The organism is Terrimonas alba (genome assembly GCF_042434975.1).
Classification (GTDB): domain Bacteria; phylum Bacteroidota; class Bacteroidia; order Chitinophagales; family Chitinophagaceae; genus Terrimonas_B; species Terrimonas_B alba.
In genome coordinates, this window is sequence record NZ_JBHMQM010000002.1 from 289,938 (window position 1) to 305,276 (window position 15,339).

Annotated in this window: 11 protein-coding genes; 3 read left to right on the plus strand and 8 right to left on the minus strand. The window is 40.9% G+C overall.

Annotated features, from left to right (window positions below; all coding sequences use genetic code 11):
* Window positions 1-21 precede the first annotated feature (21 nt).
* The 3 genes from ACFEL9_RS05900 to ACFEL9_RS05910 are packed head-to-tail and all read left to right on the plus strand — an operon-like array spanning window position 22 to window position 2,999.
* The gene (locus ACFEL9_RS05900) at window positions 22-1,155 is read left to right on the plus strand and encodes a sensor histidine kinase (protein ID WP_385887049.1); all 1,134 of its coding nucleotides are present in this window, start codon (window positions 22-24) and stop codon (window positions 1,153-1,155) included.
* On the plus strand, window positions 1,133-2,284 hold the full coding sequence (locus ACFEL9_RS05905; RefSeq protein WP_385887050.1) for a sensor histidine kinase: 1,152 nt from the start codon (window positions 1,133-1,135) through the stop codon (window positions 2,282-2,284). The genes ACFEL9_RS05900 and ACFEL9_RS05905 overlap by 23 nt, the downstream gene beginning before the upstream one ends.
* Window positions 2,274-2,999 carry a LytR/AlgR family response regulator transcription factor gene (locus ACFEL9_RS05910; protein WP_385887053.1) on the plus strand — a complete coding sequence of 242 codons (726 nt, stop codon included), beginning with the start codon at window positions 2,274-2,276 and terminating at the stop codon, window positions 2,997-2,999. Before ACFEL9_RS05905 ends, ACFEL9_RS05910 begins: the two co-directional genes overlap by 11 nt.
* Window positions 3,000-3,279: 280 nt before the next feature.
* On the opposite strand, the gene ACFEL9_RS05915 is transcribed toward ACFEL9_RS05910, so the two are convergent.
* The 8 genes from ACFEL9_RS05915 to ilvB form a co-directional block, all read right to left on the minus strand.
* Window positions 3,280-3,384, minus strand: a complete 105-nt coding sequence (locus ACFEL9_RS05915) for a hypothetical protein (RefSeq protein ID WP_385887054.1) — start codon at window positions 3,382-3,384, stop codon at window positions 3,280-3,282.
* 239 nt (window positions 3,385-3,623) lie between these two features.
* Window positions 3,624-5,132, minus strand: coding sequence for a glutamate synthase subunit beta (locus ACFEL9_RS05920; protein ID WP_385887056.1), 1,509 nt, complete (start codon window positions 5,130-5,132; stop codon window positions 3,624-3,626).
* Window positions 5,133-5,259: 127 nt separating this feature from the next.
* Entirely contained in the window at window positions 5,260-9,777 is a 4,518-nt protein-coding gene (gene gltB / locus ACFEL9_RS05925; protein WP_385887059.1) for a glutamate synthase large subunit, read from the minus strand.
* 204 nt (window positions 9,778-9,981) lie between these two features.
* The gene (gene ilvA / locus ACFEL9_RS05930) at window positions 9,982-11,271 is read right to left on the minus strand and encodes a threonine ammonia-lyase (protein WP_446753362.1); all 1,290 of its coding nucleotides are present in this window, start codon (window positions 11,269-11,271) and stop codon (window positions 9,982-9,984) included.
* Window positions 11,272-11,283: 12 nt separating this feature from the next.
* A complete protein-coding gene (gene ilvC, locus ACFEL9_RS05935; protein WP_385887062.1) occupies window positions 11,284-12,414 on the minus strand; it encodes a ketol-acid reductoisomerase in 1,131 nt (376 codons plus the stop codon).
* 29 nt (window positions 12,415-12,443) lie between these two features.
* Window positions 12,444-12,920: a DinB family protein gene (locus ACFEL9_RS05940; protein ID WP_385887065.1), complete on the minus strand. Its 477-nt coding sequence runs from the start codon at window positions 12,918-12,920 to the stop codon at window positions 12,444-12,446.
* A gap of 5 nt (window positions 12,921-12,925) precedes the next feature.
* Window positions 12,926-13,516 carry an acetolactate synthase small subunit gene (gene ilvN / locus ACFEL9_RS05945; protein ID WP_276501255.1) on the minus strand — a complete coding sequence of 197 codons (591 nt, stop codon included), beginning with the start codon at window positions 13,514-13,516 and terminating at the stop codon, window positions 12,926-12,928.
* A gap of 61 nt (window positions 13,517-13,577) precedes the next feature.
* Window positions 13,578-15,332 carry a biosynthetic-type acetolactate synthase large subunit gene (gene ilvB / locus ACFEL9_RS05950; protein WP_385887068.1) on the minus strand — a complete coding sequence of 585 codons (1,755 nt, stop codon included), beginning with the start codon at window positions 15,330-15,332 and terminating at the stop codon, window positions 13,578-13,580.
* Between the last annotated feature and the right edge of the window lie 7 nt (window positions 15,333-15,339).

Sequence of the window (15,339 nt, forward strand, 5' to 3'; positions counted from 1 at the left end):
ATTTATAAGGAAATATTCTTCATGAATACTCATGAAATTATATTCTCAAATCAGCCAAAATACAGGATTGGAAGGCATGCTATTTTCTGGATATTATTCTCTCTTCATTTTATTATTCAAAACCTGATGATTGGTGGACCTGGTGAGGGAAAAACATCCAGAACGTTCCTGCAAAGTGCTTCTCACTTTTTATATTTCCTACCCATTTATCTTCTGGCGACTTATTTTTTAATGGAAGTGTTGCTTCCGAAATTGTTATTCAAAAAACGATATACAGCTTTTGCTCTTTCATTTCTGTTCTTGTTTGTTTTAAGTTTTATTGCTGTTTATTATGCAGGGCTTATGTACCTACACCAATCAACTGGAAAACTGCTTAGCCAAATAACTTTTAATTCCAATAAATATCATGCTGTAGTAGACGGATTATTTGTGCCGTTTATGTTGTTTGGAATTGTGACAGGAATTAAGTTTTCAAAAAAATGGTTTTTGCAGCAACGGCAAAATGAAAAATTGGCCAGACAAAAACTCGCCAATGAATTGCAACTCCTGAAAACATCTATTCACCCGCGATTTCTTTTTTATTCATTACATACGGTTGAGAAACACATAGAAAGAGCTTCCGCGGAATCACCTGCATTGATCTTACAGCTCTCTGATCTCTTGAGTTACATCTTATATGAAAATGATAAGAACTGGGTGGAACTTGAAAAAGAATTAGAGGTCATACGTGGTTATATCAACCTGGAAGAAAAAAGTTTTGAAGGTAAGCTTTTACTTAGGGCGGAATTTCCGAAAAACACAAATGCAACGTTTGTTATTCCTTGTATACTATTGTCATTTGTTGAAAGCAGCTTTGAATATTTTCTGGAAACAAGACAGCAAGAGCCTTTACTTGCATTGACGATCTGGCTAAAAGAAAACACATTGCATTATCAAATGACTTTCAGTAAATCTGCTAAAGACGCTGATTTGCCAAATGAAAAATTCGACAATAAGCAAAAACAACTGCAAACTCAGTACAATGGGCTTCACCAGCTAAGAATATCTTCTGAAGGTGAAAATATATTAATAGACTTAAAACTGCCTTTGTATTCAGGCGATTTGATCAATTTGCAAAAGAATACAGTTCTCAATGAAGAGAAAGATCTGGTATGATATTATTTTTTCAGAAGATCGTTCCTCCCGCTGGAAAAGACATTTTCTTTTCTGGCTAGCAGCTTTTGTTTACCAATTGATCAGGGTCGGAATTATGTATCCACCAATTGATTCTTATATGTTATTTTTTTCTTTATTTGGAAAAGCTTTGTGGTGGGGGATTATAGCAAATATAATATTCACTTATTCAATTGTCTATTTACTGATACCTAACTATTTTAAAAAGAAAAGGTACTTTACATTTTCGGCATTGCTTGCCATCATCCTTCTAGCGATATTCGTTATCAATATTGCTCTTGATGAGTTGCTTAATCCGCTTTTCAGGCAATCTATCGGTTTTAGTTTAGGTGAAAGAATAATAATCAGACCTACGGCGATACGAATTTTCGGCAACCCTCCACTTATCTGTGGTTTGTTTTTATCACTTAAAACTTTAAAAAACTGGTATCTTGAACAATTAAAAACAGAAACACTTGCAAAAGAAAATGCCAATGCAGAGTTGCAGCTATTAAAGGCCCAGGTGCATCCCCATTTTTTATTTAATACCTTAAATAATATTTATTCTTTTTCATTGAGTCAGTCACCATTGGCCGGTACGCTTGTAAAAAAATTATCTGGCATGCTTGGATACATGATCAATGATTGCGACGAAAAACTAGTTCCACTGGAGAAAGAACTGAAACTAATAGAAGATTACATGGGATTGGAAAAAGTAAGGTATGGAAAGCGATTGAATATGGAGGTAAATATCCATGGTGACTTTGAGAATAAACCGATTGCGCCTTTGCTAATGATCCCATTTGTGGAAAATAGTTTTAAACATGGTACCAGTCAAATGCTAAGACACCCGTGGATCAAGCTGGAAATAACCTGCATGGCAAATCAACTTTTTTTTAGCCTGAGCAATAGCAAGCCGTCGGCGGTTCACTCCAATAAATCAAGTAAAGGAATTGGTTTGAACAATGTAAAAAAACGTCTGCATCTTCTTTATCCCGGAAAACATCAGTTGGATATTCAATCAACTGATGATACTTTTATCGTGAATATGCAAATTTTGTTGGAAGAAAAATTGCCTGTTACTGAAAACAAGCTCGTGCAACCAGAAAAAGCCATTGCTTATGCCAGATAAAAAAATCAGATGCCTGGCTGTAGATGATGAGCCACCTGCATTAGATGTACTGAAAAAGTACATTTCAAGTGTGCAGTCACTGGAATTGGTGGGCACCTGCAGTGATGCCGTGGAAGCATTAAATTTCATTCAACAAGATGCTGTAGACCTCATCTTTTTGGATATTCAAATGCCACAAATATTAGGCACAGATTTTTTGCGGACACTAAAAAAGCCGCCAAAAGTAATCTTCACAACAGCATTCAGGAAATTTGCAGTCGAAGGTTTTGAACTCGATGCAGTTGATTATTTATTAAAACCTATTTCATTTGAACGATTTTTAAAAGCTGTAAACAAGGTAATGGATGCATCGCTTAATGGGACCTTGAATTTTGATAAAGAGCCACAGTATCAAAATATGAGTGATCAGCATATTTATTTACGAAGTGACCGGAAAATGATCAAAGTGGCTTTTGCTGATATTGTTTATATCGAAAGTTTAAAAGATTATATCAAAGTAGTGGCAACAACCGGCACTGTTATTACCAAACAAGCCATCTCATCAATTGAAGAAACACTTCCAAAAAACATGTTTATACGCATCCATCGCTCCTTTATTGTTGCATTGAATAAAATACAATCTTACTCCAACGAATTGATCTGGCTTGATAAGGCCGAACTTCCGATTAGCAGAATGTATAGACATGAAGTAGAAAAAATATTAAAGCAGAAATAAGTTTATACTCAAATTTTGCAAAGCATTGCCTACCAAGATATCCGCACTGTGCGCAATCCATTCATTTCCTGAGACAGGGAATACAATTCCTCCAGTTATGAAGAGAATGGCGATCTATGCTGGTATTTTTTTATTGCGATTACCATTGCCACAGTGTATTTAGTAATGGCGGTAAGTAATTGGCTGATCTGAACCGGCAGTTGTAAATAACTTGATTAGGGATTATTTTAAATTGAAGATTGAAAAGAACAATTTTGAAAAGACCAATAGTAAAGAACGATTAGAACCATTTCATCAGCAATTCTTTCCGATCGCGGGACACATTGACCGTACTACCTTCACTCATCATGAGGTAACCGCCTTCGCCGCGAATGTATTTGGTCACTTCATTCAGGTTGATTATATAGGAGTGATGCACACGAATAAAAAAATCAAAAATCCTGCAATTGCTCTGCCATTTCTTTTAAAGTTCTGCATGCAATGATCTTGTTTTTGTTTTTCAGAAAAAGATGAATATAGTTATCATTATCTTCGAGATAAATCACCTGAGCGGCGGGTATCAGTTCAATTAAAAAACCGGCAAATTTTAAACTTGCCGGTTTTTTAATACTTTCTCAAGTCTTATTAATAATTCGCCACTTGCAAAATCGAATCCTTTCTCTCCAACACAGAAGCCCCATTACTCAAAAACTCATCTACCTTTCTTGCACATTCTCTTCCTTCGCTAATGGCCCATACAACGAGTGATTGACCACGGCGTACATCACCGGCTGCAAATATCTTGGATAAGTTTGTCTGGTAACTTTTCTCCGTTGCTTTCACATTGCCTCTTTCGTCTTTTTCTATTTCCAACTGATCCAGCAAGCCGGCATGTTGAGGATGCAAAAAGCCCATTGCCAGCAGTGCCAGTTCGCAGGGGATTTCTCTTTCACTGCCTGGTCTTTCTTCAAAACGTGCCGGGCGACCATCTTCCGATGCTTTCCACTCCAGGTCTACGATCTTTAATGCTTTCAGGTTGCCATTTCCATCACCAATAAATTCTTTGGTAGCAATGGACCAGTTTCTTTCACAACCCTCTTCATGCGATGAAGTCGTTTTTAACACCATCGGGTAAGTGGGCCATGGCATCAGGTTCGTTCTTTCGGCAGGTGGTTTTGGCAACAGTTCAAATTGCGTTACTGATTTTGCACCATGACGATTAGAAGTACCTACACAATCAGAACCTGTATCACCACCGCCGATCACTACTACGTTTTTACCTTCGGCTATAATGTTTTCTGCAAGAATATTGCTTTCAATATTCGCATTGGCAAAAGGATCCAATCCGGCATTCCGTTTATTCTGTTGTTTCAAAAACTGCATGGCGAAATAAACACCTTTCAGCTCACGACCGGGAATGTCCAGGTTTCTGGGAACAGTAGAACCACAAGCCAACACAATGGCATTGTATTCACGCAGCAGATCATTGATGTTGACATTTACACCAACATTAGCATTGCATTGAAAAGTTATTCCTTCTTCTTCGAGCAATTTTACCCTGCGGTCAACCACCCATTTTTCCAGTTTGAAATCAGGAATACCGTATTGCAATAAACCTCCGGGCTTGTCATCTCTTTCAAACACAGTAACCGTATGACCTGCATAATTCAATTGCGCAGCCGCAGCAAGACCTGCAGGACCCGAACCAATCACCGCTACTTTTTTACCGGAACGGAGATTAGGTTTTTTAGGTTTTACAAAACCTTTTTCAAAGGCGATCTCGATGATATGCTTTTCTATTTCTTCAATCGCTACGGGTGGTTGATTGATGCCTAATACACAAGCGGACTCACAAGGCGCAGGGCATATGCGTCCGGTAAACTCGGGAAAATTATTGGTTGATACCAGCACATCATAAGCCTCTTTCCAGTCCTGGCGATACACTGCATCATTGAACTCGGGTATTACATTTCCCAGCGGGCATCCGCTATGGCAAAAAGGAACCCCACAATTCATACAACGGGCAGCCTGCTGATTGAGCTTATCATCACTGAATTTTTCTACAAACTCATCATAATGCTGCAATCTCTCAGCTACTGGTTTTTTGCCCGGCAATTCTCTTGTAAATTCTTTGAATCCTGTTGGTTTGCCCATTTGAATTAGTTGTCTTTTATCTTTTTTATTTTTTTGTTACCAGCTGAAGTGCTGCCATCACCGTCCCTTTTGTCACTCACTTCAGCGCCTGCCTGCCGACAGGCAGGTTCTGTTCACTACTCAACAATTACTTGGTAATCTCAACTCCCACTTTTTTCTGTTGCAACGCTTTCTTATAATCGGTTGGGAATACTTTCACAAAATGTTGTAACTGGTTATCCAGGTCCTGCAAAATGAATTTTGCTACAGTACTTCCGGTATACTCCAGATGTCTTTGGATCATTGTGAACAGTTCATTTTTGTCCTCCAGTTCACAGGCATCGAGGTCTACCATTTCTGTATTACAGTTCTCCCTGAATTTGCCATTGACATCATATACATAAGCAATACCGCCGCTCATACCTGCTGCAAAGTTTCTTCCCGTGTCACCTAATATCACCACTTTGCCACCGGTCATGTATTCACAGCCGTGATCACCTACACCTTCCACTACTACGTTAGCGCCTGAATTACGAACGCCGAAACGTTCACCGGCTTTACCACGAATAAATGCTTCACCGCCTGTTGCACCATAGAAAGCCACATTGCCGATGATGCTGTTTTCTTCAGGTGTAAATGTTGCTTTTTTATCAGGGTAAATGATCAATCTTGCGCCGCTCAATCCTTTACCGAAATAGTCGTTGGCATCACCTTCTATTTCAAGGGTGATACCCTTTGTATTGAATGCGCCAAAGCTTTGACCTGCTGTACCGGTAAATTTGAAATGAATGGTATCATCAGGTAAACCTGCCGCTTTGTACTTTTTAGTGATTTCATTCGAGAGAATAGTACCTGCTGTGCGGTCAGTATTGATGATGTTGAATTCAGCTTTTACTTTTTGTTGTGACTCCAGTGCAGGTTTTGCAGCTTCCAATAATTTCCAATCCAGTACATTTTCAATTCCGTGATCCTGCTCTTCCTGGCAATATAAGCCTGTATAGGGTGAAGCAGGTTCCTTGTAAAGAATCGGGGAAAGATCCAGTTTTTTGTATTTCCAGTGTGTAACGTTTTCTCTCACTTCCAGGTTTTCAACCTGGCCAACCATTTCATTGATTGTTTTATAGCCGAGGTCAGCCATGATTTCTCTTAGCTCCTGCACCATAAACTGGAAAAAATTCACTACATGTTCCGCAGCACCATTAAATCTTTTTCTCAAATCAGGATCCTGTGTGGCAACACCAACAGGACAGGTGTTCAAATGGCACTTGCGCATCAGTATGCAACCTTCAACTACCAGGGCCGCGGTTGCAATACCCCATTCTTCAGCTCCAAGCAAAGTAGCGATGGCAATATCACGACCTGTTTTCATTTGGCCATCTGCCTGTACAACCACCCGGCTGCGCAGTTTATTTTTCACCAGTGTTTGGTGTGTTTCTGCCAGGCCTAGTTCCCAGGGCAAACCGGCATGCCTGATCGATGATACGGGTGATGCACCTGTACCACCATCATGACCTGCAATCAATACCACATCCGCTTTTGCTTTGGTAACACCCGCAGCGATTGTACCAACACCCGCTTTACTTACCAGTTTTACACTGATCCTTGCCTTACGGTTGGCATTTTTCAAATCGAATATTAACTGCGCTAAATCTTCGATAGAATAGATATCGTGATGCGGAGGAGGAGAAATTAAACCAACACCGGGAGTGGAATGTCTTGTTCTGCCAATCCACTCGTCAACTTTATGACCAGGTAACTGTCCACCTTCACCGGGCTTAGCACCCTGCGCCATTTTGATCTGCAACTCATCTGCTTCTGTCAGGTACAAACTGGTAACACCAAACCTTGCAGAAGCTACCTGTTTGATAGCACTTCGCATAGAATCACCATTGGGCAATGGATCATATCTTCTTTCGTCTTCACCGCCTTCACCTGTATTGCTTTTACCGCCGAGACGGTTCATTGCAATAGCCAATGTAGTGTGTGCTTCCCAGGAAATAGAACCAAAGCTCATCGCTCCTGTAGCAAAACGTTTATAGATATTTTCCGCCGGTTCTACTTCATCAATGGAGATAGATGGCCTGCTCTTCTTGAATTGAAATAAGCTGCGAAGTGTGCAGGCTTTTTCACCCTGCTCATTCACCAGTTTTGAATATTTTTTGAATGTGCTGTAGTCATTCATCCTTGTTGCGTTCTGCAACAGGTGAATGGTTTGCGGGTTAAACAAATGAAACTCGCCTTTGCGTTTCCACTGGTAAACGCCACCCACTGGTAAGCGGTCAACAGGTATATCTTTTTTGTTGAAGGCAAAGTAATGTTTTACCAATGCTTCTTTTGCGATTTCATCCAATCCCATTCCCTCAATGCGGGAAGTGGCACCGGTGAAATATTTATTAACGACTTCTTTATTCAAGCCGAGTATTTCAAATATCTGTGCGCCCTGGTAAGACTGCAAAGTTGAAATACCCATTTTTGAAAACACTTTCAACAAACCATCATTCACCGCCTTGATATAATTTTTCTTCAACTGGTCTTCGTGTAAAGTAGTTTGTAGCTTACCTATTTCTTTCATATCACGAATGGAAGACAAAGCGAGGTAAGGGTTGATAGCAGTAGCACCAAATGCAATCAGGCAGGCGAAGTGATGTACTTCCCAAGCGTCACCAGCTTCCACAATGATGCCAACCTGTCCACGCAGTCCTTTACGGATGAGGTGGTGGTGCACAGCGGAAACGGCTAGCAAGGACGGAATAGGAGCATGGTCAGAGTCAACCGCCCGATCCTGTAATATCAATACTTTAAATCCGTCCTCCACTGAATCAACTGCGTAGCGGCAAATCCTGTCCAGTGCAGCTTTCAGCGATCCGGGTTTACCGTCGGCTTTGAAATAACATTGCAAGGTTTTGGCCTGGAAAAGTCCCGTGTCAATACTCCTGATCTTTTCCAAATCATGATTGTTGAGTATCGGTTGTTTCAGGGAAACACAATGGCAGGTCAATGGATCTTCAATCAATAGATTACCATTGTTGCCAACAAAACTCACCAGTGACATGACCAATCTTTCACGAATAGGATCGATAGGGGGATTGGTAACCTGGGCAAATAATTGTTTGAAATAACTGCTTAGATGCTGCGGCTGATCGCTCAACACAGCCAAAGGTGTGTCTGTGCCCATAGAACCAATCGGCTCTTTGCCGTCTAGTGCCATTGGAGCAATGATGTTGTCAAGGTCTTCGGTGGTGTAACCAAATGCCTTTTGATATTTAAACACATGCTCATGTTCGAGATGTGTAAACGTGATTCTTGGTTCAGGCAATTCTTCCAACCTGATCTTATATTTATTCAACCATTCGCCATAAGGTTTTTGCGAACAGATCTGTTCCTTTAATTCTTTATCACTGATAATTTTCCCCTGTTCCATGTCCACCACGAACATCTTTCCGGGTTGCAACCTTCCTTTTTCAATGATAGTAGAAGGATCAACTGGCAGGGCACCTGATTCAGAGGCCATGATCACACGGTCATCTGTAGTGACGCAATATCTTGAAGGGCGTAATCCATTTCTGTCAAGCGTAGCGCCGATTATTTTTCCATCGGTAAATGAGATAGAAGCAGGTCCATCCCATGGCTCCATCATTGCCGAATGGAATTCATAGAAAGCTTTTTTCACCGGATCCATCTGCTCATTACCATCCCATGCCTCTGGTATCAGCATCATCATCACGTGAGGTAAAGAACGACCCGTAAGAGTCAGTAGTTCGATCATGTTGTCAAGACAGGCAGAATCACTTTGTCCTTCCGTAACGATCGGCAGAAGCATCTCCATTTCTTCTTTAGTGAAATAAGGAGAGGTAAATCCTTTTTCGCTTGTCTTCAGCCAGTTCAGGTTGCCCTGTAAAGTATTAATCTCACCATTGTGTGCAATGTAGCGGAACGGTTGGGCCAATTTCCATGAAGGGAAAGTATTGGTCGCAAAACGGGAGTGCACTAAACCGAATGCACTTACCATTCTTTTATTATTAAGATCGGTAAAATATTTTCTTACCTGGTTACTGGTCAATTGCCCTTTGTAGACAATGGTTTTATAAGAAAGAGAAGCGATGTAAAAACCGATCTCATCTTTCTTTACCGTGTTTAAAATGGTATGGCTCGCCAGGTTGCGAAGAATATAAAGCTTGCGTTCAAAATCGTCAGGGTTGGAAATATGATCAGGGCAGGCTACGAAGACATGCTCCATCTCAGGTTCAACGCTCAAGGCCGTAGGGCCAATGTCACTGGTATTAACAGGCACTTTGCGATAGGCTAAAATCTCAAGGCCGAGTATTTCAGCGGTGCGGTTGAAAATATCACGGCATTCTTCACGCAATCTTATTTCCTTGGGAAAAAAGATAACACCCACTCCGTACTTTCCGTAAGATGGAAGGTGCACGCCCAGCCTGATACATTCATCAAAGAAAAACTCGTGTGGCATTTGAATCATTATGCCTGCTCCATCACCACTGTTGGCATCACATCCACAAGCACCGCGGTGCTCCATGTTTTCCAATACTGTTAAAGCATCAGAAATATGTTGATGTGATTTGTAACCTTTGATGTTTGCTACAAAACCGATACCGCATGCATCATGCTCATACGAAGGGTGATATAAACCAATGTTGCTTGCCATAGGCAAAGTAATAGTTTAGATAAATTATAAAAAAATATAGAAAAGGTTAAACGTATGGCAAGTAAGCCTGTAAATTACTGCTTTTTTTTCAAAGGAATGGTCATGTTAACCACTTATTTTCCACAGGCAACTTCAGGCTAATAAGTGTTCGTAGGACAGGTCTCCGAATTATTGTTTTCGATCATGTTTTTTGAGCTCCATAGGCTATACCAGGTAGCCAAAAAGTGTATCATCCTTATTGAGTTCGGTGTAATTAATATGATACTTTTTCATGTTTGTCAGTAAAATGTCATAATCTTCCCGGTTCTTCAGTTCTATGCCAATCAATGCAGGACCGCTTTCTTTATTGGTCTTTTGCATGTATTCAAACCGGGTAATGTCATCTGTTGGGCCCAAAACGTGGTTGACAAACTCTTTTAATGCTCCTGGTCTTTGGGCAAAATTAATGAGGAAATAGTGTTTTAAACCTTCATACTGCAAACTTCTCTCCTTGATTTCCGGCATGCGGTCGATATCATTGTTGCCACCGCTGACGATGCAGACAATATTTTTTCCCTTGATTTCTTGCGCATAGTCGTCCAATGCCGCTATACTCAAAGCACCAGCAGGCTCCGCGACAATTGCATCTTCATTGTATAATTTTAAGATGGTAGTGCAAACTTTTCCTTCCGGTACGAGGTGCATATCGTCTAGCACGTCTTTGCAAATGGAAAAAGTAAGGTCGCCAATTCTTTTCACGGCGGCACCGTCTACAAAGCGGTCTATACTATCTAATGTAACGGGATAGCCATTTTTTAATGCTTCTGTCATGGAAGGCGCACCTTCCGGCTCCAGGCCAATGATCTTTGTTTTAGGAGAATACATTTTAAAATAAGTGCCAACACCTGCACTAAGCCCGCCACCACCAACCGGCACAAATATATAATCCACATCAGAAAGATCTTCTAAAATTTCAAGCGCCACCGTTCCCTGGCCTTCAATGATACGGGGATCATCGAAGGGGGGGATAAAAACCATTTGATTTTCTTCGGTGAATTTTTTGGCCGCAACGGCGCAATCATCAAAGGTGTCACCGATTAATTTCACCTCTATGTTATCCTCACCAAACATTTTGGTTTGATTCACTTTTTGCCTGGGAGTAATGACCGGCATGAAAATAACGCCTTTAACATTTAGTTTTTTACAACTATAAGCAAAACCCTGGGCATGATTACCTGCGCTGGCACACACCACACCTTTTGCCAATTGTTCTTTTGGGAGGCTACTCATCATATTGTAAGCGCCACGCAGTTTATAGGAGCGAACTACCTGCAGGTCCTCCCTTTTCAAATAAACATTGCATTGGTATTTACGGGAAAGATGAATGTTTAACTGAAGCGGAGTTCTTGTTACAATATTTTTTAACCGCCTGGCAGCATCATCAAACTTTAATGAATAGTTTGATGATGCTGTGTCAGCAGGAAATCCAGTTGTATTTGTTATCGGTTGTTTCACGTTTTTTACAAATCAGCCGACTGATTCAGTTTTTTCCGCCTGGTGTCTGAATGTGTCTTTTACAGACCCGGAAGCAGGCTCAGCAGCAACAGCGGGTTTTTGATTTTCTGGTCTCAGGCTTCTCACTGTTTTACCAGCTTGCCATAATTCACTTTCACGCAATTCTTTCAATTCTTCTTCGAGCTTTTCACGATAATCAACTTTACTGTTGCTATCGATCGAACGCTGTGATTCTTTACCAGAAGCTACACTTTCATACAATTCTTTGAAAACAGGGGCTGTTGCGTCACGGAATTTTTTCCACCAATCCAAAGCGCCACGCTGTGCAGTAGTAGAGCAGTTGGCATACATCCAATCCATACCGTTCTCTGCAACCAATGGCATCAGTGATTGTGTTAATTCCTCTACTGTTTCGTTAAATGCTTCTGAAGGAGTATGGCCTTTGTCTCTCAACACCTGGTATTGTGCTGCGAAGATTCCCTGGATAGCCCCCATCAAAGTTCCTCTTTCGCCGGTCAGGTCTGAATAAACTTCTTTTTTGAAGTCTGTTTCAAATAAATAACCGCTACCAACAGCGATGCCTAATGCAATGACTCTATCGAAGGCTTTGCCTGTTGCATCCTGGTAGATAGCATAGGAGCTATTCAAACCACGGCCTTGTAAAAACATTCTGCGAAGAGATGTACCTGATCCTTTAGGTGCTACCAGGAACACATCCACGTCCTTTGGAGGAATGATACCTGTCTGCTCATTGAACGTGATGCCAAAGCCATGAGAAAAATATAATGCCTTACCGGGAGTTAAATGTTTTTTTACTGTTGGCCACAAAGCAATCTGTGCCGCATCACTCAGCAGGTAGCAGATGATGGTTCCACGTTGCAATGCTTCTTCAATTTCAAATAAAGTTTCACCAGGCACAAATCCGTCACGAATAGCTTTATCCCAAGTCTTTGAATCTTTACGCTGACCAACGATAACGTTGATGCCGTTATCTTTTTGATTCAGCGCCTGGCCCGGACCTTGTACGCCGTAACCAATAACTGCTACTGTTTCATTTTTTAAAACTTCCTGTGCTTTTGCCAGAGGAAATTCTTCTCTCGTTACCACATTTTCCAATGTGCCACCAAAATTTAGTTGTGCCATTTTTTATTGTTGTTTAAAAGTTTAAAATATTATTGAACCATTGATTTATGTAAAACGGCTCTTTTGAGAGCCATGCAATAACCAAAATGTAATTGATCGTGACCTGCTGCATAATGCAGCGCTTCTTCGCAGTTTTCAATCTTTACTCCCATTGAAGTGGTAAAGGCGTTGTAGCTATCAAAAATTCCCGATACCCAATCTTTCTGAAATTCATCTATCAATTGAATCGCCTGCTCTTTAAAAAAATTGATTTCTTTCTGCTCTATATAATTTTCGGGTTTTGAACCACGTTGGTATTTATCTGTATATTCTTTACCGATCTTCATTTGTTTCCCTGCTTTTGCATAACACAATATCTGCTGCGAGACGACCATATGTGCAAAGTTCCAGGCGATATTATTATTAAACCCTTCAGGTATTTCGTTAAGCTGATCGGTCGTTAAACTATCTACCAGGTTAATGAAAACCTGCCTGTTCTGTTTTGTTATATTAAACTGGTTTGTCATAACAATTACATGCTAAACACTTTTTCATTATCACTAAGGAATTCATTTTCTATCAACTCTTCACTTGGATCTTTCCGTTCAAAATCTTTTAATCGTTCATGGAAGCCAGCACTGTCTTTGATGATAGCAACTCTTGCACTGCGAACAAATTCGATCAGTCCATACGGCTCCAATACTTTTACCAGTTTATCGATTTCTTCATGATGACCTGTTGTTTCAAATACGATATAATCTTTTCTTATTGCTACCGCCCTGGCGCCAAACTCCCGTAACAGGCGTTCCACTTTTACTTTCTCTGCTATTTCATCGGTAGATACTTTATACAAAGCCATTTCCTGCCAAACGAGTTCGTTGTCGGTGTTATAAAAAGCCCGGAGAATATCCACTTGCTTTTCAATCTGGCGTACCAGTTTTTTTACCACATCTTCTGTTTCGTGGATCACAATGGTAAAGCGGTGAATTCCCTCTATTTCGCTGGGAGAAGTATTAAGACTTTCAATATTTATTTTTCTCCTGGAGAAAATGGTGGATACACGGCTTATAATACCGATCTGGTTTTCGGTATAAACTGTTATTGTATATTCTAGCTTTAGCATGTTTTATAGTCTTTAATTTTTATCACCGGCTTGCCGGAAAAATCATCATTCATCAGGCAGATCAGAGATCATCTTTTGATAAAACAATTTCCGCCACTCCACGTCCCTGCGGTACCATAGGGAATACATTATTTTCCTTGCCCACCATTATTTCCAGCAAATAACTACCGTCATTATCCAGCATTTCTTTCAATGCGTTTTTCACATCCTTTCTTTCATGTATCCTTTTGCCGGGAATATTAAATCCTTTGGCTACCTGTACAAAGTCAGGACTGGTGATATCAACAAATGAATATCTTTTTTCATGAAACAGTTGCTGCCATTGACGAACCATTCCCAAAAACTGGTTGTTCAGGATGAGTATTTTGACATTGGGTTTAAACTGCATGATGGTACCCAACTCCTGCAGCGTCATTTGAAAACCGCCGTCACCGATAATGGCAACCGTTGTCCTCGAAGGATCGCCGTAGGCGGCACCAATTGCTGCTGGTAATGCAAATCCCATTGTTCCCAATCCGCCGCTGGTAATATTGCTTTTTGTTTGATTAAACTTTGCATAGCGACAGGCTACCATCTGGTGCTGACCAACATCTGTTACGATGATGGCGTTGCCTTGTGTTAATTCGTTTAGTTCCCTGATCACTTCACCCATGGTTAGCACTTCACCTTTAGGGTTCAACTCTTCATGGATTACTTTTTCTTCCTCTTTCTGTTGATAATCCTTGAACTTTTGTATCCATTGCGGATAAACTTTTTGTTCAACCAACTCAGTAAGCAACGGAAGTGTTTCTTTACAATCGCCCCACACCGGCACAGTAGCTTTTACATTTTTGTCTACTTCTGCCGGATCAATATCGAGGTGAATAACTTTTGCCTGTTTTGCATATTTATCCAGCCGACCGGTAACCCGATCATCGAAGCGCATGCCGATAGCGATCAATACATCACACTCATTGGTCAGCACATTCGGGCCGTAATTACCGTGCATGCCCAACATACCGACGCCCAATGGGTGATCAGTTGGTATAGCACTCATACCCATGATGGTCCATGCAGCAGGGATGCCTGATTTTTCAATAAAAGCTTTGAATTCCTTTTCAGCTTTGCCTAGAATAACGCCCTGCCCGAAAATTACAAATGGTTTCTCCGCACTATTAATCAGTTTTGCTGCTTCTTCAATATATTCTTTTCTTACTATCGGCTTAGGTCTATAGCTGCGGATATGATCACATTTGTTATAACCACTGTATTCGAACAGTTGTAGTTGCGCATTTTTGGTGATGTCAATTAATACCGGGCCGGGTCTTCCGCTTTTCGCTATGTAAAATGCTTTCGCAAGTACATGTGGTATCTCTGTTGCATCAGTGATTTGGTAGTTCCATTTGGTTACTGGTGTTGTAATATTAATCACATCTGTTTCCTGGAAAGCATCTGTGCCCAACAAATGTGCAAACACCTGGCCTGTGACGCAGACAACAGCCGTGGAGTCAATCATGGCATCTGCTAAACCTGTAACAAGATTAGTAGCACCTGGTCCGCTGGTGGCGAATACAACGCCTACCTCACCTGATGTACGGGCATAACCCTGTGCCGCATGTATTGCGCCTTGCTCATGACGGACGAGTATATGTTTAAGCCGATCATTATAATCATACAGTGCATCATAGATAGGCATGATGGCCCCACCGGGGTATCCAAAAATGGTATCAACACCTTCAGCAATAAAAGCTTCCAGCACAGCGACCGAACCACTAACCTGGGTTGTCTCTTTTTTTACTGTGCTTGTCTTTTTTGCTGTTACTTCAACTGTGCTCATAAAATTT